The following is a 22,938-nucleotide window of genomic DNA, read 5'->3' on the forward strand; positions in this document are numbered from 1 at the left end:
TTAGCGCTGGCGCAGGTATTCCGCCAGTCTCAGCAGCATGGCGTCACAGCCCTGCAACTGCTCGACACTGATGAATTCGTCGGGTTTGTGCCCTTGGTCCATGCTGCCCGGCCCACATACCACGGTCGCAACACCGGCCTGGTCGAACAAGCCGCCCTCGGTGCCGAAGGCAACGGTGCCAAAGTCCTGCGAGCCACTGAGCAACGCCAGCAAACGCGCGGCTTCACTGTCAGGGGGCGTGGCCAAGCCAGGGTAGGCGCTCAGCGGTTGCAAGCGGATGGCGCTGGCAGCGCTGATGCTGCGCATGCGCGGCAGCAGCTCGGCCTCGGCATAGGTCTGCAACTGGTCGGCCACCGCCTGTGCCTCGTATCCAGGCAAGGCGCGTACCTCGAAGTCGAATGCACAGGCTTGCGGCACGATGTTCAACGCCGTGCCCCCTTTGATCACTCCAGTCTGCACAGTAGAAAAAGGCGGGTCGAAACGTGTGTCGTGGTGCGCAGGCAACGCCAAGGCATCGCCGATTTCGCCCAATTTGCCGATCAGTTTGGCGGCATACTCGATGGCATTGACCCCTAAAGGTGCGTAAGCCGAGTGGCACGCTGCGCCCTGGACCTCACAACGCATTGCCAGCTTGCCCTTATGGCCCAGCACAGGCTTGAGTTCGGTAGGCTCACCGATCAGGCACAGGCGTGGCTTGTGCGGGCGCTTTTGCAGCGCGTCGAGCATCGAACGCACGCCCAGGCAGCCGACCTCTTCGTCATAGGAGAACGCCAGGTGAACAGGCATGCGCAGTGGTTGCGCAACAAAAGCCGGCACCGCAGCCAGTACCGAAGCGATGAACCCCTTCATATCAGCCGTACCACGGCCATACAGGCGCCCGTCGCGCTCGGTCAGCGCAAATGGCGGCAGCGTCCAAGCCTGCCCGTCCACCGGCACGACATCGGTGTGACCGGACAGCACAACGCCACCCTGGTCCTGAGGGCCGATGGTGGCAAAGAGGTTCGCCTTGGTGCGCTCAGGGTTATGGAACAACTCGCACACCACTCCATACCCAGCCAGGTAGTCGCGGATGAACTCAATCAGCTCAAGGTTGGAGTCGCGGCTGACAGTGGCAAAGCCCACCAACCGCTCCAGCAAGGCACGGCTGCTGAGCTCATTCATCGCCTGGCACCCCGTAACTTGGGGCTGTCGTCGGGTTCAGCGCGCGGGTAACGTAATCCTGCATTTGCGGCCGATACGCCTGCCACAGGCCATCGAGCGCGCCTATCGGGTCCTGCTCGGCCCAGTCCACACGCAGGTCTACCAGCGGCCAGGTCAACTCGCCTGCAATCTTCAACGCCGCCGAGTGTACGGGGCCCGCCTCGCCACCGGCTGCCATCGCTGCATGCATGGCCGCCAGCAGTCGGTCTGCCAAGTGCCCGCCGGCCTGCTCGAAGGCCTGAACCATGGCCTCAATCACTTCGGGCGAAGACAGCAGATTACCCGCCGCTGCGCATTGCTCGCCCGCAACGGCGTTGTGCACCCCCAACGCTTGCTTACCCGTGAACAAGGCCACTTGCCCATGGCTGTCGATGACCGTGACCTGACGATACTCGCCCCAGCCATTGGCACTTAGTACCCGGTCAAGCGCGGCCGCAGGCGCCAACTGCCCTTGCTCCATGGCGTCGAGGATCTGCGGGCCCAACGCAGGCAATGTGATGTTCTGGGTGGACACCGCACCTACACCTGCGCGCACCCACGGGCAACGGGCACCCACAGCGATACTCGACGAGCTGATGGCGATACCGACCTGGCCGGTCTCCTGGCAACGACCGATGATGGAAAAGGTCATGGTTAAGCTCCTGTTGTTCTGTGCAATGCCAGCATTCTGGGCAGAACCTTAAGGCATACGAAACCAACATTTTCCTGCGCCTTGAACAGGAAAAAACTAAGGGCCACAAAGCGGCTGCGAACCACTTGAAATCAACGCCAACGCCATGCAAGTCAGGGCCTTCGCCGTTTTATCGGCAAGTCCCAGCTAAATACTATTTTCGCGATTTTTCCGGCATCCCTAGTCTGGCCCCAGGCAACGGCGGTCCTCCAAACCGACCTGACAAAAACCGCCTGACAAAGGGCTCGGACATGACACTGAACAACATCGAAATCGACACGCTCGTGGTAGGCGCCGGCCAGGCCGGCGTAGCAATGAGCGAACACCTGAGCAAGCTCGGTGTGCCGCACTTGGTGCTGGAACGCAACCGTATCGCTCAAGCGTGGCGCACAGGCCGTTGGGATTCACTGGTGGCCAACGGCCCAGTCTGGCACGACCGCTTCCCAGGGCTGGAATTCAACCTTGATGCTGACGCCTTCGCCGGCAAGGACCAGGTTGCCGACTACTTCGAACAGTACGTACGTAAGTACAACCTTCCGGTTCGTACCGGCATCGAAGTGAAGAAGGTGGTTCGCAACGCTGACCGCCCCGGTTTCACCATCGAAACCAGCGAAGGCGTGATCCGCGCCAACCGGGTGGTTGCCGCGACCGGCCCATTCCAGAAACCCGTTATTCCGGCCATCGCGCCGAAAGACGCCAACCTGCACCAGATCCACTCGGCTGCCTATTACAACCCTGAGCAGTTGCCCGAGGGCGGCGTGCTGGTCGTCGGCGCCGGGTCCTCCGGTGTGCAGATCGCAGAAGAGCTGATGCGTGCAGGGCGCAAGGTGTACTTGTCGGTAGGCGCCCACGACCGCCCACCCCGTGCCTACCGCAACCGCGACTTCTGCTGGTGGCTGGGGGTGTTGGGCGAGTGGGACGCTGAAATCGCCAAGCCAGGCCGCGAGCACGTGACCATCGCCGTCAGCGGCGCACGCGGCGGACACACCGTGGACTTTCGCGCTCTCGCTCACCAGGGCATGACCTTGGTTGGCCTGACCCAGTCATTCGAAAACGGCGTGGCACGCTTTCAGGACAACCTTGTCGAGAACATCAACCGCGGTGATGAAAATTACCTGGCCCTGCTGGATGCGGCCGACGCCTATGTAGAGCGTAACGGCCTGGACCTGCCAGAGGAGCCTGAGGCACGCAAGCGCCTCGCCGACCCGGCATGCATGGTCGACCCGCTGCAGCAACTGGACCTGGCCCAGGCTGGCGTCACCAGCATCATCTGGGCGACCGGCTATGGCGTGGACTTCAGCTGGTTGCAGGTCGACACCTTCGACGCCAATGGCAAACCCCAGCACCAGCGCGGCGTAGCCCGCGAGCCTGGCGTGTACTTCCTGGGCCTGCCTTGGCTGTCGCGGCGTGGCTCTTCGTTCATTTGGGGGGTGTGGCACGACGCCAAGCATGTCGCCGGCCACATCGCCACCCAACGCACCTACCTGGCTTACCGTGACCGCGACCAGCGCCAAGCGGATGAGCAAGACAACTCCATCAGCAACGTCAGCACCATCGGAGCCCACTGATGCCTACCCATACTCGCATCCGCATGTTCAACACCAAACAAACCTATCCCAACCAGACCCTGGACAACGACCTGTGCCAGGCCGTACGGGCTGGTAATACCATTTATGTGCGCGGCCAGGTCGGGACCGACTTCGAAGGTAAACTGGTGGGCCTGGGCGACCCTCGGGCACAGGCCGAACAGGCGATGAAGAACGTCAAACAGTTGCTGGAAGAAGCTGGCTCGGACCTTTCCCACATCGTCAAAACCACTACCTACATCACCGACCCGCGCTTTCGCGAGCCGGTGTACAAGGAAGTCGGCAAATGGCTGAAGGGCGTGTTCCCCATCTCCACCGGGCTGGTGGTAGCCGGCCTGGCCCAGGCCGAATGGCTGATGGAAATCGATGTGATCGCGGTGCTCCCGGATCAACAGTGATCCGGCACCAGCCGTAGGGGCGCATAGCGCCCCACTCGCGGCTTTAGCCGCGAAGCTTGGTCAGAACCTGGCCAGTTCTTCGCGGCAGAATTCGACGAACAGCTGCGCCGGCTTGGTCAATTGCACCCGCTTCAAGTGCGCAGCAGCCAACCCTGACAAGGCCACAGGCTCGGCGATGTCGATCATCGCCAGTTTCTGCCCGTCATAGGTGCACTCGGAGTGTGGTCGTGTGACCAGCAACGAGAATCCAAAGCCCTGCCCCACCATCCCGCGCACCATTTCGATCGACGGCGAACTGAAAACGATGTTTGGCGTCAGCCCCATCTCGTTGAACAAGCTGACGAAGTAGGTCCGGCTTGGCGCCACATCCAGCAAGATCATCGGCTCCGGGCACAGATCGCGCAGCGACACTTGCGTCTGGCCAGCGAAACGGTGCTTCTCAGGCAGCAACACGTACGGCTTTTGCGGCGGCATCAAAGGTTCGGCTTCGATGGTGCCGTCCAGATCATGATCATAAAGAAACGCCAGATCGAACGTCCCTGCGGTCAGGCCCTGGATCAGGTCTTGCTGTTCACCGTCGCGCAGGCGTATGTCCACGCCAGGATAGCGCTCGCGGAATCCTGCGATCAGCCGCGGCAGATACAGTGGCGCCACGGTTTCGAAGCAGCCGATGTCGATCTGCCCGGCTACGGTGTCGTTGTCGGCAAGGGCGTTCTGCTCGAACTCGTGAGCCATTTGCAACAACGACTTGGTCTTGGCGTAAAAACGCTTGCCGCTGGGGGTCAGCGAAACGCCCTGGGCATGGTGGCGAATGAACAACTGCACACCGAAGCTTTCTTCCAGGCCCTTGATTGCCGTCGAGATCGACGGCTGGGCGATGTAAAGCTGGCGCGAGGCCTCGGCGACGCTGCCGGCCTCCACGGTGGTGACGAAGTATTTGAGTTGTCGCAGGGTGTAGGAAGCCACAGGCACCTCGTTGACGCCATCGACAGGCGCCTAGGAATTTATTGTCACTTTACCTTGCGGTTTGAATCAGTGGGCCGCCAAGCACCAAGGATTTGCCTATGGCTTGAGCATAATTTGGTGCTGCATGGGCCCACTCGCCTACCAGCAACAACACGCCCTACTGGTGAATTGAGCAGGACCGTCTTTACTGACGATTAACGACCCGCAGTAAGGTATGTGCCTATGAAGATCGTTGTCACCAGCATTCTCGTTGACGACCAGGCCAAAGCTCTGGCTTTCTACCATTACGTTCTCGGTTTCGAACCCAAGCAAGACGTACCCATGGGCCAGCATCGCTGGCTGACGCTGACCTCACCCAACGACCCCAACGGCGTCGAGCTGCTACTGGAGCCCGATGCTCACCCCGCTGCGAAGACCTACAAGCAGGCACTGAAGCAGGACGGCATCGCTGCCACCTCCTTCAGCGTGCGCGATATCCAGGCCGAATACACACGGCTGTGCAAGGCCGGCGTGGCCTTTACTCAGCCGCCCACCGACCTTGGCCCGGTGATCGTCGCAGTGTTCGACGACACCTGTGGCAACCTGATTCAGATCGCCCAGAAACATTGAGTGCCAGCCAATGGCAGCCGACGCTGCCATTGGCTACATTGCAGCTGTGTCCCGTGCGCCACAATAAGGAAAACAGATGCGCCACGAATTCAGCGAAGTGCTCAACGACCTTGTGGATTACTTCTTGCTCGGCGATATCCAACTGCTCGAACGTTTCAAGCGCGAACATCAGCTTCGCGATGACCTGGCCCACGAATTCACCCACAACGACAGCGGCGACAAGGCAGTTGCCGAGGGCGTAGTGATACCACTGGCGGGCGTCGACAACCTGCCTTACCACATTCTGTTCACCCTCGATAATGCGACACCTGCCCTGCTCGCATCCGGCAGCCGCCTCAAGCACCGGCGCAACGGTTATGTGCTCCAGGTGCAGCACCGCGCCGTCATGCTCTACACGTGGCGCATTCTGCAGCACTTCACGCCCAAGACCCTGGGTGACCTGATGGCCCGCTACCAGGTGCCGGGGCGGCCGATCATCGAGCTGGACAATGGCTGGTATGACGTAGAGGTGCTGGCGGGCGCGATCGTGCGCGACGGCTTGTACGAACCGGCTTTCGAGTTCGTCATGAACAAACGCCCAGGGCGGGCTCAAGCCAAGGACGTGGATACTGGATACGCATTCGGTTTGCGAGGCTACTTCGATTGAACAGGCTTGCCCAGCAGGCCTCATCGCCGGTCAATGACGATGAGGCCTGCCGCGCTCAGCTGATATCCCGGTCCTTGGTTTCTGGCAAGAAGAAGATCCCCAGCACGGCGGTCATCACCGCAATCACGATGGGGTACCACAACCCGTAGTAGATATCACCCGTCGCTGCCACCATAGCGAATGCCACTGTCGGCAGAAAACCGCCGAACCAGCCATTGCCAATATGGTAAGGCAGGGACATCGAGGTGTAGCGAATGCGTGCAGGGAACAACTCCACCAGCCACGCGGCGATGGGGCCATAGACCATGGTCACGTAGATCACCAACAGGGTGAGCAACAACAGCACCATCGGATAGTGGATTTTCGCTGGGTCAGCTTTCTCCGGGTAACCTGCCTCTTTCAGCGCAGCACTCATTGTTGCGGTAAAGGCATCACTCTGGGTCTTCAAGTCGGCTGCAGCCAGGCTGCTGCCATCGAAACTTGGGATCACCCGCTCACCGATACGCACCTGCGCCACGCTACCAGGCTCGGCAGCCTGGTTGGTGTAAGGAATCGCTCGTTTGGCCAGCAGGCTCTTGGCGATGTCGCAGGAACTTGCGAATTTGGCCTTGCCTACCGGGTCGAATTGGAATGCGCACTGGCCAGGGTCGGCGACCACCACCACTGGGTTCTGCTCCTGTGCCACGAACACGTCAGGGTTACCGTACTCGGTCAGCGCCTTGAAAATCGGGAAGTAGGTCAGGGCTGCGATGATGCAACCGGCCATGATGATTTTCTTGCGACCGATGCGATCCGACAGGCTGCCGAAGAAAATGAAGAACGGTGTACCGATCAGCAAGGAGCCAGCGATCAACAGGTTGGCGGTCTGTGGGTCGATCTTGAGCATCTGCAACAGGAAGAACAGCGCATAGAACTGCCCGGTGTACCACACCACAGCCTGCCCGGCCGTACCGCCGAGCAGCGACATGATCACCACTTTGAGGTTGTCCCAACGGGCGAACGACTCGGTCAGCGGCGCTTTGGACGCCTTGCCTTCGGCTTTCATCTTCATGAATACCGGCGACTCATTGAGCTGCATGCGGATGTACACCGAAATTGCCAACAGCAAGATCGAAAGCAGGAACGGTACACGCCACCCCCAGGCTTCGAACACCTCGGTACCCATCAAGGTGCGGCAAGCAAGGATTACCAGCAGCGACAGGAACAAGCCCAGCGTGGCGGTAGTCTGAATCCACGCGGTAAAGAAACCCCGCCGGCCCTTGGGCGCGTGCTCAGCCACGTAGGTGGCGGCGCCGCCGTACTCGCCGCCCAACGCCAGGCCCTGCAAGAGGCGCAGGGTAATCAGAATGACCGGCGCTGCTACGCCAATCGTCGCGTAGCTGGGCAGCAGCCCCACCACTGCGGTCGAAAGGCCCATGATGACGATGGTGATCAGAAACGTGTATTTGCGCCCGATCATGTCGCCCAGCCGGCCAAACACGATTGCGCCGAACGGCCGCACGGCGAAACCTGCGGCAAATGCAAGCAAGGCGAAGATGAACGATGTGGTTTCATTGACGCCAGCGAAGAAGTGCTTGGCGATGATCGCAGCCAGCGAGCCGTATAGGTAGAAGTCGTACCATTCAAATACAGTACCCAGCGAGGACGCGAAGATAACTTTACGCTCCTCCCTGGTGATACCCCGTTGGGGCGCGCTACTGCCCGAAGATGCGCTGTCGAGAACCGCCATGGGTTGCCTCCGTCGTTTGGTTATCGAAGGCCGGAGTACCTCACACCCATTACACCGTCGCACCCAGGCCCTAGGGCTAGCATTGGTTGCGCGAAGCACGACGAGGACAGCCGCCTCGGATCGCAGCAGGTTTCTAAAGCATAATCGGCTTTGCCGCTATGTCCACTTGCCAGTATCGACAGCAGCATTACCCCGCACTACTTGATACAGGCCCCTTGAGCTCGACCTGGTTGCCGTCAGGATCGAAGCAGTACATCGATGGCCCTTCGCCTTCCGCGCCATAGCGGTTTTCGGCCGGTTCAACCCTTACGCCTGCCGCTTGCAGGTAAGCCGTCAGCGCCGGTTCGTCGAAAGGTTCGATACGCAGGCAGAAGTGATGCAGGTTGCGCCCTTGCTCGCCCGGTGCCGGGCCGCCCGGCCGGCCCAGCGGGCCATCGAGGGTGACCAAGTCGATCATCGCCGTGCCGGTGGCCAAATGAACCATGCCCAGGTCCGGGCGCTCACGGCTGACCGAGCAACCCAGCAAATCTCGATAGAAGCCTAAGCTGCGCTGCAGGTCGGCAACCCGCAGCACCAGGTGATCGATGTGCTTGATGGTGAACGGTCGCATGCGATGCCTCCTTTTAACGTTCCCACGGGCGTTGGCCACCTTAGCCCAGGACTATCTGGGTTGGCCACCGTGGCGCTATTCATTGACCAGCCGCTGCAGTAGGCCCCCTTCATGGCGGGCGAGGATACGCAGGATCTGGTCGACCAATGCCCGATCAGGCGCCTCCAAATGAAAGTGATGCCCGCCTGGGTGCCAGGACACCTTGGCATGTGCCGGCAGCGCCGCCTGGCGATGCTCGATGCCGGTACCTTTGAATGCGCCTTGCCTGGCAAGCATCAAGTACAACGGGCAGCGGATCTCCCGCAGCAGGTCGCACGCTTCACGCTCGGTCAGCGGCATGGGTTCAGGCAACACCAAACGCGGGTCGTGACGCCAACAGTAACCGTCGGGCAGTTGCAGCAAGTCGCGCAACACCAGTACCCGGGCGGCCTCTGCGCTTAGCTCCCCATCGAGGCGCTTGCGGCTTTGCAGCAACGCCGATTCAAGGTTGTCGAAGCGGCTGGCTTCAGGCTCGGCAAAGCCCTGCAACTGGCTGCGCTGAACCATCCGTTTGAGCCGATAGGCCCGCGCCAGATGCTGCACGCGGTCATGTTCGGCTACGGTAAACGGTGCACCGATACCATCGAGGAAGATCATGCTGGCAATGCCACTGGTCATGGCCGCCAGCAACGAGGCGATACCGGTGCCCATACCATGGGCAAGCACATGAAACTGGGACAGGCCCAGGCTGTCAGTGACTGCCAGCATGTCCTGGGCATGTTCCCAGAGGTAATAGCCGCTGTCATGGCGGCGGTGGTCGGAACGGCCATGGCCGATAAGGTCGGGGGCCACGATGAAGCAGCCATCGAGTAGCGGGCCAAGCCGCTCGAACGATGCAGCGTTGTCGAGCCAGCCATGTAACGCCAGCACCGGAATGCCTTCTTCCGGCCCCCAGGTGCGTACCGCTATTTCAATACCGTCGAGGTCAAGCAGGTGATCCTTGGGACTGCACAGCGAGCGCATCGAAGTTCTCCTTGGCGGATGCCTTTGCCACGGCGTACTTCACCCTCTCGCAGATACCTCGTCCACGCTGGCCCCTCTCCGACCCTGACATGTACGAGACCGACGCAGCCGCAGGCCACCCAAGGCCTCAATGCCCGCGCAGATCTTCAAAGAACGGCTGCCGGCCGTCGACCTGGCACGAGGCCCGTGACGTCGGCGCGGCCTCGCCGTTCGCTGGCTCCACGTACCAGTAGCAATGCCGTATGGCACGGGTCACCGCGACGTAGGCCAGGCGCTGTATTTCGTCCTTCTGCGCTGTGTCGAAGGGCTGGGTATCGCCCGCCTTGCCCAGGCCTGCCTGGCGATAGACCTGGTTTTTGAAGGGAGAGCTGGTCAGGTACTGGCAATCGCCCAGCATGAACACCGCATCGGCCTGCAGACCTTTGGCACTGTGGTAGGTCAGCTGGCGCAAGCGCCGCTGTTCGGCGGGGAGCTGCGTTTCGGCCTGCAGCACAGGTTGCAGGTGTGCGTCCATCAGGCGTTTGTCACTGCCCTTACGGTAAAGCATCATCACCGATTCGCCGCGCTGGTAGTGTTCGATCAGCGTTTGGGCCAGTGCCGGCTCATCGCGTTCGAAAACCCGCACAGGGGCGCCAGGCAAGTCGGCCGCGGGGCCGCTGGCGCGCGCCTTTTTGCCGGCGATAGCCGGCGTACCCTTGACCAAGTGTTCGGCGGCATCGATCACCTGTTGCTGGCAGCGATAATTGTCCACCAGCATCACTCGAGTATTGGCCGGCGACGGGAACGTCTTGGTGAATTCCATGAAGTATTTGGGTGAACTGCCGCGCCAACCATAGATCGACTGCCAGTCATCACCCACGCACATCAACGAAGCATGCTGAGCCTGCCGCCCGGTATGCATCATTGGGCCACGGCGGCGTATTTCGCGCAGGCTTGCGCGCAGCCAACTGACTATCTGCGGCGACACGTCCTGGAACTCGTCGATCATCAAGTGCGCCAGTGGACGCAGCAGCGCATCGGGCAGCAGTTGCAGGTTTTCCGGGTTGTTCTCGCCGAACAAAGCGAACATTCGGTTGTAGGTCATGACCGGTGGCGACTGGTCAAGCAGATGCGCTTCCAAGGCCCTCCAGTACAGTGCCAATGCCTCGAAGAACAGTGCATCGGGGTCGCCAGTGGGGAAACTCATGGCGGCCACGGCCGGGTTGACTTCCAAACCTAGGTTTTCGATGAAGCTGGCCGCACCCACGAATGCATCAAGTAACGGCGCCGCAGCCAGCTCGCCTTTTACTTTGTACTCAAAACCAGGGCCTGCCACGGCTTCGCCAGCCAGCGATGCGGCCAGGCGTTGGGCCATGGCGTAGTTGTCGAGCCAGATCAGCGGTTTGTCACAAAATGCCTGCAACAAGGTGCGCTTGACCGCCCATTCGGCACGCACCGCCAGTTTGGCGCCGGGGCGTTGATACTGGGCGCTCTCTGCCGGGTCGAAGCCCAGCACCACCCAGGTGTCGGTACCTTCCAGGCGACCGTGGACATGGAACCGACTACCACGGATCTGAATCGTTTCCCGGCACGGCTCGATGCCTTTGATCGGCCATGCGCCGGCGGCGAACCACAGGTCTTCGATGACGTCGCATAATTCTTCGTCGCGCTGGGCAGCCAGTTGGGTGACCTGCACCCGCTTCTGCACATCCGGGTGGTCTGGGTCCAGCGGTTTGAGCTGCAAAGCTTCATGACGCAAGTTGGCGATGATCTCGGCGAACCGCGGGCTTTGCGCCAGTAGTTGGCTGTAGCACTGGTTGAGCTGTAGCCGCTGGGCATCGTTCAGGCGCAGATCGAACGGATTGCTATCGGTCTCTGCCTCCCGTCCTGCTGGCATTTGGTTGCCCAGGGCTTCGAAGGCACATACTTGGCTGAAGCCTGGCAGGCTGCGTACCAGCGGAAGAATTCGGGAATGAAAGGTACGCACTAGGTCGCGCGCCACTGCCGGTTGCAGTTCGAGCTGCCAGAGCGCAAAAACCTGCACCAGGCGCTTGATGAAGTCCTTGCGGGACTCGCGGGTGAAGGTGACCACGGTCATCGCATCCAACTCGTAGCCCAGATACTGGCGCAGTAGCAGGATACGCAACACCAGTGAGGTCGACTTGCCCGCCCCGGCGCCGGCCACCACGCAGGTGGAGGGCGTGTCGCTGAAGATCAGCTTCCACTGCGCCGGGCTAGGTTGCGCCTCGGCAGGCAGGCGTTGGGCCACATCAGCTTTGAAACGTTTCTTGAGCTCTGCGCTCAGGGGCAGGCGCCAGTCGTCGAACAGGTTGTCGTCCTGGCCCGGCACGCCTGCTTCATCAGGCCTCCAATCGCGTATCACCAGCACCTGGCGGCCGGCTTCATAGCCTTGGGCATGGCCAAGGTGCCAGGACTCACCATGCTGCGCCTTCAAGCGGGTCAGGCCGCGGCCCAGCACGCGTGCCGCCAGGCGGCGAAACCAGGGCAACTGGGCGGTTGGGGTCAGTTCGGCAAGCGGCTGGGGTTGCTCGTGGGCCACGGTCACTCCGTTGTATATCCAATCAGCGCTCCATGTTGGCCGCATCCGCTAGAAATCGCCAGCGAATGCTTGCGCATCAGTGGATTAGGCGATGAATCGCACAAACTACATTTATATTTATATCGATTTATACGATCATATTTAACCGATTATTACGCTTATTTTCGATCTATTTTTACCGCATCATGGCTTCATTTCACCCATTCAAGGAGCTCGACCATGCTGCAACTGCGACCCTTCGAAGGCCTTGGCCATGCCAACCACGGCTGGCTCGACGCCCATCACCATTTCTCGTTCGCCGAATACTACGACCCGGCACGCATGCACTGGGGCAACCTGCGCGTGTGGAATGACGACCTGATCGCCGCCGGCAGTGGCTTTCCGCCCCACCCGCACCGCGATATGGAAATCATCACCTATGTGCGTGAAGGTGCCATTACCCACCAGGACAGCCTGGGCAATAAAGGGCGCACCGAAGCCGGTGACGTGCAGGTGATGAGTGCTGGTAGCGGCATTGTGCACAGCGAATACAACCTGGAGGCCATCGACACGCGCATCTTCCAGATCTGGATCGTGCCAGAAAAAGTAGGTGATGCGCCGTCCTGGGGCACCCGCCCGTTCCCCAAAGGCGAACGTGGGGAAGGCTTCGTGACGCTGGCCAGTGGCCGTGCCGGTGATGAGGACAGCTTGCAGATCCGCACGGACGCACGGCTGGTGGCCGCCACTTTGCAGGCAGGGGAAACCGCCGAGTACCGCTTCGATGCGGGGCGCCGGGGTTACCTGGTACCGGCCAAGGGGCTGGTCGATGTCAATGGGCTGCGGGCCAATGGCCGCGACGGCGTGGCAATCGAAAATGAGGATGTGCTGCGCGTGACGGCCATCGAGGACAGCGAAATCGTCCTGGTCGATGTTGCCTGAGGGATAGGGGCCGCCCTGCGGCCCCGTTCCGCTCAATCAGGCGATGGCCGCGTCCACCAGCACCTGCGCTTCTTGCACCAGGCGCTTGAGGTGGGCCTCGTCGATGAAGCTTTCGGCGTAGATCTTGTAGATTTCTTCCGTACCAGACGGCCGCGCGGCAAACCAGCCATTGGCAGTCATCACCTTCAAGCCACCGATGGCTTGGCCATTGCCTGGCGCGTGGCTGAGAATCTGCACGATAGGTTCACCCGCCAGCTCAGTCGATTTCACCTGCTCTGGTGCCAACTTGCTCAAAGCAGCCTTTTGCCGTGCATCGGCCTTGGCTTCTACGCGGGTAGCGAACGGTTTACCCAGTGTAGCGGTAAGGTCATCGTAGGCCTGGCTTGGGGTGCGCCCTGTGCGGGCAGTCATTTCGGCCGCCAGTAATGCGGGAATCAGGCCATCCTTGTCAGTGGCCCAGACAGTGCCGTCTTTGCGCAGGAACGATGCGCCTGCGCTCTCTTCACCGCCGAAGCCCAACGTGCCCTCGAACAAGCCTTGGGCAAAGAACTTGAAGCCAACCGGTACTTCGTAAAGCTCACGGCCCAAACGTTCAGCAACGCGGTCGATCATGCCGCTGGAAACCACGGTTTTACCCACACCAGCATCACTGCGCCACTGGGGGCGGTGGCGGTACAGGTAATCGATGGCCACCGCCAGATAGTTATTCGGTTGCAGCAGCCCGTCAGCCGTGACGATACCGTGACGATCGTGGTCCGGGTCGCAGGCGAAGGCTACGTCGAAACGCTCGCGCAGGCCGATCAGGCCCTGCATGGCGTACGGGGAGGATGGGTCCATGCGGATTTGGCCGTCCCAGTCCACACACATGAAGCGGAAAGTCGGGTCGACCTCGGTGTTTACCACCTCAAGGTTCAACTGATAACGCTCGGCGATCGCCGACCAGTAGCGCACCCCTGCCCCGCCCAGCGGATCAACGCCCAGGCGCAGGTTGGCGCCACGAATCACGTCGAAATCGATGACATTTTCCAGATCAGCCACATAATTGGCCACGTAGTCATGGCGCTGGGTGGTAGCGGCTTGCAGCGCCTGGGCATGGGCCATGCGCTTGACCCCAACCAGCCCTGCGGCCAGCAGTTCGTTGGCCTTGGCCTCGATCCACTTGGTGACATCGCTGTCGGCCGGGCCACCATTGGGCGGGTTGTATTTAAAGCCGCCGCTTTGCGGTGGGTTGTGCGACGGGGTAATGACGATACCGTCGGCCAGGCCTTGGCTGCGGCCACGGTTGTAGCACAGGATGGCGTGAGACACCGCAGGCGTCGGGGTGTATTCGTCATCCTTGGACAACATTACCTGCACGCCATTGGCCGCCAGCACTTCCAGCGCGCTGGCAGCGGCAGGTGCCGACAGCGCATGGGTGTCGGCACCGATGAACAGCGGCCCGTCGATGGATTTTTCCTGGCGATACAGGCAAATGGCCTGGGTGATGGCCAGCACATGGTGCTCGTTGAAGCTCAGGTCGAACGAGCTACCCCGGTGCCCCGAGGTGCCGAAGGCCACGCGCTGGGCCGCCACGCTGGCGTCCGGGCGCCCGGTGTAGTAAGCGGTGAGCAGGCGGGGGATATCGACCAGCACGCTGGCCGGAGCCGGCTTGCCTGCCAAAGGACTGAGCGTCATGCAAAAACCTCGAGATCAACGAATGTTGGTGTTGGAACACGCAGTGTACTGGGAGTTGCACTGCCATGCGACGGTGCGCTGAGCATTAGTTTCCGGCCACTTGCCACCATCCAGGAAACATCTGTTGTACCAAAGGCTCGGCAAAGCGCTCGTCGATCAACACCAGCACGCCACGGTCGTCATCCCCGCGAATGACCCGCCCGGCGGCCTGGATCACCTTGCGCACTCCGGGATACAAATAGGCGTAGTCGAAACCAGCACCGAACTGCCGGCCCAGACGCTGCTTGAACTGCTCATTGATCGGGTTTACCTGGGGCAGGCCGAGGGTCGCGACGAATGCCCCAATCAGTCGCGTACCGGGCAAGTCGATGCCCTCGCCGAATGCCCCACCCAGCACCGCAAAGCCAACCCCCTGCCCGTCTGCCACGAAGCGATCGAGGAACGCCTGGCGCGCAGCTTCGCCCATGCCGGGGGCCTGAGCCCAGGAAGGGATGCCGGGATGTTGCTGGGCAAGTAGGCTTGCCACCTGCTGCAGGTACTCGAAACTGCTGAAGAACGCCAGGTAATTGCCTGGCTGACGTTGATACTGCTCGGCAATCAGTTGAGTGATTGGCGCCAGTGAGGCCTGGCGCTCGCGGTACCGGGTCGACACGTGGCTGGCAATGTGCACTTGAAGTTGTTCGGCGCGAAACGGTGCCGCAACCTCCAGCCAGGCGGTATCCACCGGCATGCCGAGCAAGTCGGTGTAGAAACGCCGCGGGCTCAAAGTCGCCGAAAACAGCGTGACACTGCGCGCTGCTTGCATGCGCGGGGCAAGCAGCCGCGCTGGCGTTACATTGCGTAAGCACACACTGGCCAAGCGACGCCTGCGTGGGCCTTCACGCAGGCTGACGTCGAACAGGAAATGCTCATCGAATAACTCGGCCACCCGGCTGAACTGCAGCGCCTGGTAAAAGAACTGCAACACCTGCACATCCACTTCGGCGGGCTTTTCGTTGAGGCGCTCCTGAATCAGCCCGATGCATTGCTGCAGTGCACGCAGAAACTGCTCGGGCAACTGCTCACTGGCCTGATAGGGGGCCTGCTGGGTTTTGAACAGCGCGTTCCACTGACGGTTCAGCCGGTCCAGGGCGCTCCCCAGGCCGGCAGGTTTGGCTTGGCGCAACGCAAGCAACTGGCCTTGATCAAGGGTGGCGCTGTACATGCCGCGCCCGCGCTCGACTAGGTTGTGCGCTTCGTCCACCAACACGGCCACACGCCACTGGTTGAGCTGAGTCAGGCCGAACAACAAGGCATGGGCATCGAAGTAATAGTTGTAGTCGGCGACCACCACGTCCACCCAGCGGGCCATTTCCTGGCCCAGGTAATATGGACAAACCTGGTGCGCCAATGCCACGTCGCGCAGCCCGGCACGGTCAAGCATGGGCCGCGATGCCGCCGCCTGGCGCGCAGCGGGCAAACGGTCATAAAAGCCTTGAGCCAGCGGACAGGAGTCGCCATGGCAGGCCTTGTCCGGGTGTTCGCAGGCCTTATCGCGTGCTACCAGCTCCAGGGTACGCAAAGCCGGTTGCGGGTTAGCCGCACTGATCTGGCTCAGTGCATCGAGCGCCAGCGCCCGGCCTGGGGTCTTGGCGGTTAGAAAAAACACTTTGTCCAATTGCTGGGGAACCACGGCCTTGAGCAGTGGAAACAAGGTGCCCAGTGTCTTGCCGATGCCGGTACTGGCCTGGGCCATCAGGCAACGCCCGGTGCTGACTGCTTTGTATAACGTTTCAGCCAGTTGACGCTGCCCTTGCCGAAACTGCGGGTAAGGAAAGCTCAAAGCCTGCAAGCCCAGGTTGCGCTGGGCCAGGCGTTGCTGCTGGGCCTGCGCCCATGCCAGAAAGCGTTGGCACTGGGTTTCGAAGAAGCGCTGCAACGCATCTGCAGGGTAGTGCTCGCTGATCAACGTCTGGCTGGCGTTGTCGACATCCAGGTACACCAACGCCACCTCGACGCTTGCCAATTGTCGCGCCTGACACAGCAGCCAGGCATAGACCTTGGCCTGGGCCCAATGCAGTTGGCGGTGATTGGCCGGCTGGCGTGCCAGATCACCGCGGTAGGTCTTGATCTCCTCAAGGCGATTGGCGACCGGGTCGTAGCCATCGGCACGCCCGCGAACCTGCAAACCCTGATACTCACCTGCCAATGTGATCTCAGACTCATACCCCGCAGTTCGCGTGGCCACTACCCGGCGATGCCCCTCCATACCTTCTTGAGCAGTGGGTGAAGGGGTGAAGCGCAGGTCAAGATCGCCCACCTTGGCGCTGAACTCACATAACGCCCGCACCGCCACGCGATAACTCACGCGGACTCGCTCCAGCGCACATGGCAGACCGCTACCGGCAGAGCATGTTCAGCGCAAAACTCCAGCCAGCGCAGCTGGTTGTCCTGCAGGCGGTCACCGGGGCCCTTGACCTCCACCATCAGGTAGCGCTGCTGCTCAGGCCAGAACTGAATCAGGTCCGGCATACCGGTGCGATTGTTACGAATATCCTGCAGCAGGCGCAGGAAACAGTGTTTCAAGTGCGAGGGCGGCACACAGGCCAAGGCCTGATCGAGCAACTGGCTGCTGAGCATGGACCAGAATACGAACGGTGACTGCAAGCCGTGCTTGGAGGCAAAGCAATCGAGGATGGCAAGCCGGTGGGATTTATCGTCCAGGCGCCCCAGGCAGGCTGCCAACTGTGCTGCGCGCCGCTGCTGGAAATCACTGTCATGTAGATCCTGGGGGGCCGCCTGAAACGGATTGAAGAAGGCCCCAGGCACTGGGGCGAATATAGCCTCCCAGCACAACAGCCCGAATAAGCTATTGAATAGGGTGTTTTCAACATAGTGCACGTGCCCCCCGGCTTGTTCCAGGTGCTGGCGCACGGCCTCCTCCACCCCCAGCGCTGCCTGCTCGCGAGGCAGTTCAAGCTCGATCAGCTCGAGCCGGCGCCGCTGGCGGCGTGGCTGCGGCGGGCCGCCAAGTTTGCGAGCCAGCCGCGGCAGCATGCGCTGCAGTGCCTGCACCTCCAGTGGGTTGGCCGGCGCGGCGGCCATTTGCTGAGCCAGGCTGTAAGCCTGCTCCCAGCGTTCGCTGCGCTCGCATACACGAACCTGGCGGATACGCGCTTGCGTATGGCTGCTGCGGGCATACACCGCCAATGCCTGATCCCAGTCACCCAGGCGCTCGCACTGCTGGCCAACGGCGTACAGCAGCCGGCTGTAGCGCCGCGCCAGCCACGGGTTGTCAAAGGCCTGATCAGCCAGGGCCGCCAGCACCGAAGCGGGCGCCTCACCCAGTTCCAGGCGCTCGCCACACTGATGCAACACCATGGCCTGGTCAACTTCACTGCGCCGATGCAAAGCCCGGGAATCGGGAGTGAAAGCCACTTGCTCGAAACGCACAAGCCCAAGGTCGGCCAGCACGAATTCCGACCAGTCTTGATAGAGATTGCCGAAAAACAACAAACGTATTCGGTCGCACAGTGGCTGCAGGCACCATTGCACGATTCCAACCGGCGCCTGGCTGAACCACTCCTGCAACGGTCGCGGTGTCAGCCCCATGGGCAGCAACTGTGCGAACAGGTCGTTTTTGGCTGCCCGCGGTCGAGCTAGCAGACCGGCGAAACCAACGGCCAGCTCGTCCTTGCGCAGCAACGCGAACAGCTGCTCGAGGCTCAAGGCTTCTGGCTCACGCAACCAGCCCAGCGCCAGAAGCGGCTGCAAGGCGCAGGCGGTGTCACCGATTTCGGCATAGTCCAACCGGTCGCAGCGAAACAGCTCGCCCTTGCGCATGACCATGCGCACCATTAGGGCCTGGGCTGGCTGCGCCAAGGTGGCAAAGGACTGGATGAACGCGAGCTCCTGCTCATCCAGCAGGTCGGCATAGCGTGACTCGACCCACAGCAGCACCTGGCGAAAGTTATGCAGGTAATAAAGCGGGTCATCTACAGAATGGGCAATCACAAGACGGGGGTCGGGCAGCTAGAGTGAGCACTGTTTATACATACAGATCACTGCGCTAAGCAAGCACCCGGGGGCTTTGTGCCGGCCTACCGACGAACGGTGTCGTCCGTCGTGGCGCGGATCAGGCTCTGCAAGGCCGCCACCAGCCCATCAGGTTGGCCGCCCAGCCACCTGAGCATTCGAAACTGCCGATAGCCACCCCGCAGGCTGAATTGCTCACCAGCCACCACCTGCAGGGCCGAGTCAGCGCTCGCCGCCGCGCTGGATGGGCACATCTTGGCCGATGGGATACGTACCCAGAGGGCGTATCCGCCCTGGGGCATGTCGAAATCCACCGAGGTGCCCATCACCACCCGAAGGTGCTGGCACAGTTGCTCCATCTGCCCTTGCAGCGCTACCCGCGTTCTGGCCAGATGTTCGTCGATTTCGCCGGAGTAAATCATCTGCGCCACCGCTTGCTGGCGCATCGGAGCCAACTGGAACGCTCGCTGGCTGAATGCCTCTGCCACAGCGTCGTGGCGCCCAAGCAGGTAGGCGTAAGGTGCTTCAGCGCCAACGGCGGCCTCTAGCGATCCCAGCACCAACAGCCACTGCGGGTCCACCAAGTCTCGTAACCGTGAGCACGGTGGCTGGCTGAAGCACAGCTCGCTGTCCACATCGTTCTCCAGCAACCAGACGGGGTGATCTGCCAGCAGATCTGCGATCTGCTGCTGAGCGTGCAGGGGCATCAAGCGCCCCGTCGGCAAACTCAGGCACGAAGGCATGAGCACCATGCGCACCGGCTCGCATCGGAGCAGCCTGGCCAGGCTTTGGAGATCGATACTGCCACTACTGTCCAGGGGTACCTCGAGCACCCGCACCTGGCAGTTGTGTAACGCGCGCAGGATGCGCCAGCAGCACGGTGAGGCCACCACCACGGTGCTGCCACGCAAGGCCAAGGCCTGAAGAAGAATTTCCATGACCCCTTGTACATCCGGGCCCAAGTGCACATCTTCGCCACGCCAGTACTGAAGAGAGGACTGGGTGTAACGCTGGGCCAGAGCCTCACGCAAGCGTGGCGCCCCTAGTAAGCGCACCGGCCGCCCCCGCTGGCGCCCCAGACGCCGCTCATGGGCGAACAGCGCACGCTCCAGCAAAGGTTGCGCAGGCAGCGTTTGGCTTACATCGGCTCGGCCGTTCAGCCAACCCACTTGGGCGAAGTAGCCGGACCTGGCCCTCGATTGCACACGCCCTTCATGCTCGAGCAGGCTATAGGCCGCCTGCACGGTGGCCAACGACACCCGCATGCGCTGGGACAACGCCCTGAGCGAGGGCAAGCGTTGTTGCCCGCCGCGCTCGGCCTCTTCGATCAAACCGACCAGGTAGCGATACACTGCCTGATAGGCGAACTCACGCTCCATCTGGCTGCGCCTTGCGCTGAGCGGTGCCGACAAAGCGTAGTTGCACATCACGGCGGGCGAGGTTGGTCAGCAACTGGCGGAATCCCTGCCCCAGCCTGCCTTTGTAAACCATGCGCAACTTCGCCAAGGGTAGGCCGCTGGTATTGACGATCCAGTCTTTCACGGCATCAGGGCAAGGTTTACCTTGCAAGGCTCGGTGCAGGTAGGGCAAGGCCACCAGCATGTCGGCATGGCAACATTGCAGAAACCGCTCCAGCCCCACGCCTTGATTGGTAAACGGCCGGTACAACATGCAGGCGAGCTGGGTCTGTTCAAGCCCATAGGCGCTGGCCAAGCGCACCGGCTGGGACACCTGAGGCTCGCTGGTCGTATCTGCCTCGACCAGGCGCAAGTGGTGCCCAGTTGCGCCAGGCGCGTTGCAGCGCCCCTGCATCTCCAACAGCTGCGCCATTGCCAATGGGTCGACATAGGCCGCCAGCGGCTGGCCTTCGCGTTCTGCCTGGAAATGCCAGCCCAGCACTCGGTCGAGGTCGCCGTCACCGAGCAACTGCGCCAGCAGATCGTCAATCATGAGCACATGCAGCGGCAGGCTTCGATCAGGGGGACTGGCCGGGGGGTCGATTACCCCGCCCGGTGTTCCAGCCACTGCATGCAGCTGACCTAACCACCTGGCCAGGCTGTCCAGGCACTGGTGCAGTGAATTGGGGCTGTCCAGCCCTGCCCGGCGCAGGCTGCGCCGAGCCCAGGCGGCAAACCGTCGGCGCTGGCTGGCGGGCATGGCCGTTACCAGCGCATCGGCGCCCGGATACGCAGTCAGTGCCAAGCGCACTGCGTCGGCCAACTCCAGATGCGTGCGGCTGCCCAGCAGTGCTTCGGGCCGAGCATCGACGAGGTGGCCGAACAGCAACAAGGCTTCACGGGACAAGGGCAAATGCCGCACCGTCAGCTCAGTTTGGCAACAGAATGGCCCTACGGTCGCACCCTCGACCATCTGCAATTGCACCCGCGGATCATCATGCATGAACAACGCGTTGAAGGTCCGCTCATGCTGCTGCAACAGCGCGCTGCTGTTCTGAGGCAAACAGGTGACCAGTACCCGTAACTTGAAGGTCACCGGTGCGCGCAGGGCGATGCTCAACTGCGCGGCGCGCAGTACCGCCAACAACCTTGCGCTCTGACGGTCTGCCCCATGCACCACCAATAGCCGGAACGTACCGATGTACTCAGGGCCGCCAGCAATGACCAGCAAGCGCTGGATCAACAACTGCAGCGATGCTCGCTGCCCCTGGGACATATGAGCCAACAAGCGCTCAAGCACTTGTTGGTAGATGTAATGCATAGCTTGGTCGTGAACGATGCTCACAGCGTTACCCCACAACTTCGATCAACGATACAACGCACCTTCCGAGCAGCGGCGCGACGAACTAATCTTACGAAACTTCCTACAAATGAATAAGAAACTTGGAAGTTGCAATTCGCTGTCGCCACACCATCGAAAAAAACGAGTGCACCCTGAGGCTGATCACCGCTTCGAACCGCGCATTTCGGCGCCTGCCCTTGATCACAACACGCTCCTTGCGCCAACTATCAATACGCCATTATCGAACGTTGCTTAAGGATTAAAAGATACAGATCTTAGTGAAAAAACCATTCAGAAATCCGTTAACCCTTATTACGCACAATAGGCCAGGGCTGCCCAGCTAAACTAAAATGTGCGGCAACATTGCCTTACAAATATAAGACTGACGCGCAGCTAGTTTTAACAAGGCCAGATGCAAAAAAACCGGGCATTCACCCGGTTCGTATCAATAGCGAAAAGCCTTCAGTGAGGCGCTAAATCAAGCACCACTCTTCCGCCGCAAGGGCACTGGTCCATGTAGCGGTGAGCCTCCACCACCTCGGCAAAAGGATAGACCTTGATGATCTGCGGCGTCAGCAATTGGTCAGCGGTGAACTGGTTGATGTCGCGCAGCGCCCGTTGCAACGCCACTTGATCCTGGCTGATGCCCAACTCCGGCTTGCCGGTGAAGTTACCGATACAGTGCACATAGAACTGGATGTTTTTCTGGAAGGCTGCGCACGCCGGGAACGGCGTCTGGTTGCCGCCCTGCAGGCCGTAAAGTACCAGACTGCCACGCGGCGCCAACACATCACCGAGCAGCGACATCTGCGGCCCGCCCATACCATCGAGCACCATGTCCACGCCACGACCATCGGTATACTTGCCGATTTGCATCAACAAGTCCTGCTCTTCCGTGACGATCACCTTCTCAGCACCCAGACCCAGCAAGTACTCACGCTGCTCGGGGTCCTTGGTGGCGGCGAACACCTTCAGGCCCAGCGCCTTACCCAGTTGCACGAAAGCCGGCCCAGCACAGTGGCTGGCGTCAGTGACCAGGGCGGTTTGGCCCGCCTTGGCTCGGGCCAGGTCAACGTAGGCGAAATAAGCGATCAGCAGCGGCGTGTAATGCACGCTGGCCTCGATCGGCGTGAGGATATCCGGGTAGCGAGTGATGGCCGTACGGGGCAGAACGATAACGTCCCCATACACCGGGTGCTCGTTGGCGCTGGTGGCCGGGAAGCTGGCTACCCGGTCGCCCAAGGCGATATCGTCGACGCCCTCACCCACCGCTGTGACAACACCAGCCATCTCGTGGCCGATGCCAGCCGGCAGGCGCGCTTGGGATGGCGCCAGGTTCTGCCGCCAGAGCACGTCATACCAGCTTACCCCGATCGCCTCGACACGGATCTGCACCTCGCCAAAAGCAGGTGAAGGTTCGGCCTGCTCTTCGCAGCGCAGCACATCGGCAGCGCCGAACTTGTGGAAACGGACCATGCGGGACATCGCATACCTCGCCTGTGTGAATCTCGTATTACCACGGACTTTATCCGGGCTTTTGCCGTTAGGCCATCAGTGGCTATTAATAGTCGACATGCCTGTCATCGATTGGGCACCTGACTTTCCTACACATTGGCCCCCGGAAATCGGTGCAGAGTA

General features: G+C 61.2%; 18 protein-coding genes. 5 read left to right on the top strand and 13 right to left on the bottom strand.

Features of this window, described 5'->3' with window-relative positions; all coding sequences use genetic code 11:
- Together argE and HU725_RS12060 are read right to left on the bottom strand one after the other, a co-directional pair.
- Positions 1-1,161 (bottom strand): acetylornithine deacetylase, encoded by a 1,161-nt coding sequence (gene argE / locus HU725_RS12055; RefSeq protein WP_186477823.1) that lies wholly within the window; start codon positions 1,159-1,161, stop codon positions 1-3.
- On the bottom strand, positions 1,154-1,831 hold the full coding sequence (locus HU725_RS12060) for a DUF1028 domain-containing protein (RefSeq protein WP_186477824.1): 678 nt from the start codon (positions 1,829-1,831) through the stop codon (positions 1,154-1,156). The genes argE and HU725_RS12060 overlap by 8 nt, the downstream gene beginning before the upstream one ends.
- Positions 1,832-2,121: 290 nt before the next feature.
- Here HU725_RS12060 and HU725_RS12065 point away from each other — a divergent pair, with 290 nt between their 5' ends.
- Both HU725_RS12065 and HU725_RS12070 read left to right on the top strand, forming a co-directional pair.
- A complete protein-coding gene (locus HU725_RS12065) occupies positions 2,122-3,438 on the top strand; it encodes a flavin-containing monooxygenase (RefSeq protein WP_186477825.1) in 1,317 nt (438 codons plus the stop codon).
- Positions 3,438-3,854 carry a RidA family protein gene (locus HU725_RS12070; protein ID WP_060477109.1) on the top strand — a complete coding sequence of 139 codons (417 nt, stop codon included), beginning with the start codon at positions 3,438-3,440 and terminating at the stop codon, positions 3,852-3,854. Before HU725_RS12065 ends, HU725_RS12070 begins: the two co-directional genes overlap by 1 nt.
- 60 nt (positions 3,855-3,914) lie before the next feature.
- Here HU725_RS12070 and HU725_RS12075 read toward each other — a convergent pair whose 3' ends face one another.
- A complete protein-coding gene (locus HU725_RS12075; RefSeq protein ID WP_186477826.1) occupies positions 3,915-4,820 on the bottom strand; it encodes a LysR family transcriptional regulator in 906 nt (301 codons plus the stop codon).
- A 222-nt stretch (positions 4,821-5,042) separates the two neighbouring features.
- On the opposite strand from HU725_RS12075, the gene HU725_RS12080 reads away from it, so the two are divergent.
- Both HU725_RS12080 and HU725_RS12085 read left to right on the top strand, forming a co-directional pair.
- Positions 5,043-5,429, top strand: a complete 387-nt coding sequence (locus tag HU725_RS12080) for a VOC family protein (RefSeq protein WP_186477827.1) — start codon at positions 5,043-5,045, stop codon at positions 5,427-5,429.
- Positions 5,430-5,505: 76 nt separating this feature from the next.
- A complete protein-coding gene (locus tag HU725_RS12085) occupies positions 5,506-6,075 on the top strand; it encodes a hypothetical protein (protein ID WP_186477828.1) in 570 nt (189 codons plus the stop codon).
- 55 nt (positions 6,076-6,130) lie between these two features.
- Here HU725_RS12085 and HU725_RS12090 read toward each other — a convergent pair whose 3' ends face one another.
- The 4 genes from HU725_RS12090 to HU725_RS12105 form a co-directional block, all read right to left on the bottom strand.
- Positions 6,131-7,804, bottom strand: a complete 1,674-nt coding sequence (locus tag HU725_RS12090) for an MFS transporter (protein WP_060477105.1) — start codon at positions 7,802-7,804, stop codon at positions 6,131-6,133.
- A gap of 187 nt (positions 7,805-7,991) precedes the next feature.
- Positions 7,992-8,414, bottom strand: coding sequence for a VOC family protein (locus tag HU725_RS12095; protein ID WP_186477829.1), 423 nt, complete (start codon positions 8,412-8,414; stop codon positions 7,992-7,994).
- A gap of 75 nt (positions 8,415-8,489) precedes the next feature.
- Positions 8,490-9,416, bottom strand: coding sequence for an alpha/beta fold hydrolase (locus HU725_RS12100; protein WP_186477830.1), 927 nt, complete (start codon positions 9,414-9,416; stop codon positions 8,490-8,492).
- Between the two features lie 127 nt (positions 9,417-9,543).
- Positions 9,544-12,000, bottom strand: coding sequence for a UvrD-helicase domain-containing protein (locus HU725_RS12105; protein WP_186477831.1), 2,457 nt, complete (start codon positions 11,998-12,000; stop codon positions 9,544-9,546).
- 174 nt (positions 12,001-12,174) lie between these two features.
- Here HU725_RS12105 and HU725_RS12110 point away from each other — a divergent pair, with 174 nt between their 5' ends.
- The gene (locus HU725_RS12110; protein WP_186477832.1) at positions 12,175-12,873 is read left to right on the top strand and encodes a pirin family protein; all 699 of its coding nucleotides are present in this window, start codon (positions 12,175-12,177) and stop codon (positions 12,871-12,873) included.
- A 36-nt stretch (positions 12,874-12,909) separates the two neighbouring features.
- Here the strand turns inward: HU725_RS12110 and pgm are convergent, their stop codons facing one another.
- The 6 genes from pgm to HU725_RS12140 form a co-directional block, all read right to left on the bottom strand.
- Positions 12,910-14,547 carry a phosphoglucomutase (alpha-D-glucose-1,6-bisphosphate-dependent) gene (gene pgm, locus HU725_RS12115; RefSeq protein ID WP_186477833.1) on the bottom strand — a complete coding sequence of 546 codons (1,638 nt, stop codon included), beginning with the start codon at positions 14,545-14,547 and terminating at the stop codon, positions 12,910-12,912.
- A gap of 85 nt (positions 14,548-14,632) precedes the next feature.
- Complete coding sequence (locus HU725_RS12120) at positions 14,633-16,894, bottom strand: ATP-dependent DNA helicase (RefSeq protein ID WP_186477834.1); 2,262 nt, start codon at positions 16,892-16,894, stop codon at positions 14,633-14,635.
- The gene (locus tag HU725_RS12125) at positions 16,891-18,540 is read right to left on the bottom strand and encodes a VRR-NUC domain-containing protein (RefSeq protein ID WP_186477835.1); all 1,650 of its coding nucleotides are present in this window, start codon (positions 18,538-18,540) and stop codon (positions 16,891-16,893) included. Before HU725_RS12125 ends, HU725_RS12120 begins: the two co-directional genes overlap by 4 nt.
- Positions 18,541-18,626: 86 nt before the next feature.
- Positions 18,627-19,940, bottom strand: coding sequence for an aminotransferase class I/II-fold pyridoxal phosphate-dependent enzyme (locus HU725_RS12130; RefSeq protein WP_186477836.1), 1,314 nt, complete (start codon positions 19,938-19,940; stop codon positions 18,627-18,629).
- Entirely contained in the window at positions 19,930-21,303 is a 1,374-nt protein-coding gene (locus tag HU725_RS12135) for a hypothetical protein (protein ID WP_186477837.1), read from the bottom strand. The genes HU725_RS12130 and HU725_RS12135 overlap by 11 nt, the downstream gene beginning before the upstream one ends.
- 459 nt (positions 21,304-21,762) lie before the next feature.
- Positions 21,763-22,785: a zinc-dependent alcohol dehydrogenase family protein gene (locus HU725_RS12140; RefSeq protein ID WP_060477095.1), complete on the bottom strand. Its 1,023-nt coding sequence runs from the start codon at positions 22,783-22,785 to the stop codon at positions 21,763-21,765.
- Positions 22,786-22,938: the final 153 nt, after the last annotated feature.

Origin of the sequence: Pseudomonas promysalinigenes (assembly GCF_014269025.2) — a bacterium.
In the GTDB taxonomy this organism is placed as follows: Bacteria; Pseudomonadota; Gammaproteobacteria; order Pseudomonadales; family Pseudomonadaceae; genus Aquipseudomonas; species Aquipseudomonas promysalinigenes.

Coding starts and splice junctions, on each gene's coding strand:
- argE (WP_186477823.1), bottom strand. CDS start 1,161: ATGAATGAGCTCAGCAGCCGTGCCTTGCTGGAGCGGTTGGTGGGCTTT.
- HU725_RS12060 (WP_186477824.1), bottom strand. CDS start 1,831: ATGACCTTTTCCATCATCGGTCGTTGCCAGGAGACCGGCCAGGTCGGT.
- HU725_RS12065 (WP_186477825.1), top strand. CDS start 2,122: ATGACACTGAACAACATCGAAATCGACACGCTCGTGGTAGGCGCCGGC.
- HU725_RS12070 (WP_060477109.1), top strand. CDS start 3,438: ATGCCTACCCATACTCGCATCCGCATGTTCAACACCAAACAAACCTAT.
- HU725_RS12080 (WP_186477827.1), top strand. CDS start 5,043: ATGAAGATCGTTGTCACCAGCATTCTCGTTGACGACCAGGCCAAAGCT.
- HU725_RS12085 (WP_186477828.1), top strand. CDS start 5,506: ATGCGCCACGAATTCAGCGAAGTGCTCAACGACCTTGTGGATTACTTC.
- HU725_RS12090 (WP_060477105.1), bottom strand. CDS start 7,804: ATGGCGGTTCTCGACAGCGCATCTTCGGGCAGTAGCGCGCCCCAACGG.
- HU725_RS12095 (WP_186477829.1), bottom strand. CDS start 8,414: ATGCGACCGTTCACCATCAAGCACATCGATCACCTGGTGCTGCGGGTT.
- HU725_RS12100 (WP_186477830.1), bottom strand. CDS start 9,416: ATGCGCTCGCTGTGCAGTCCCAAGGATCACCTGCTTGACCTCGACGGT.
- HU725_RS12105 (WP_186477831.1), bottom strand. CDS start 12,000: ATGCGGCCAACATGGAGCGCTGATTGGATATACAACGGAGTGACCGTG.
- HU725_RS12110 (WP_186477832.1), top strand. CDS start 12,175: ATGCTGCAACTGCGACCCTTCGAAGGCCTTGGCCATGCCAACCACGGC.
- pgm (WP_186477833.1), bottom strand. CDS start 14,547: ATGACGCTCAGTCCTTTGGCAGGCAAGCCGGCTCCGGCCAGCGTGCTG.
- HU725_RS12130 (WP_186477836.1), bottom strand. CDS start 19,940: ATGGAGCGTGAGTTCGCCTATCAGGCAGTGTATCGCTACCTGGTCGGT.
- HU725_RS12140 (WP_060477095.1), bottom strand. CDS start 22,785: ATGTCCCGCATGGTCCGTTTCCACAAGTTCGGCGCTGCCGATGTGCTG.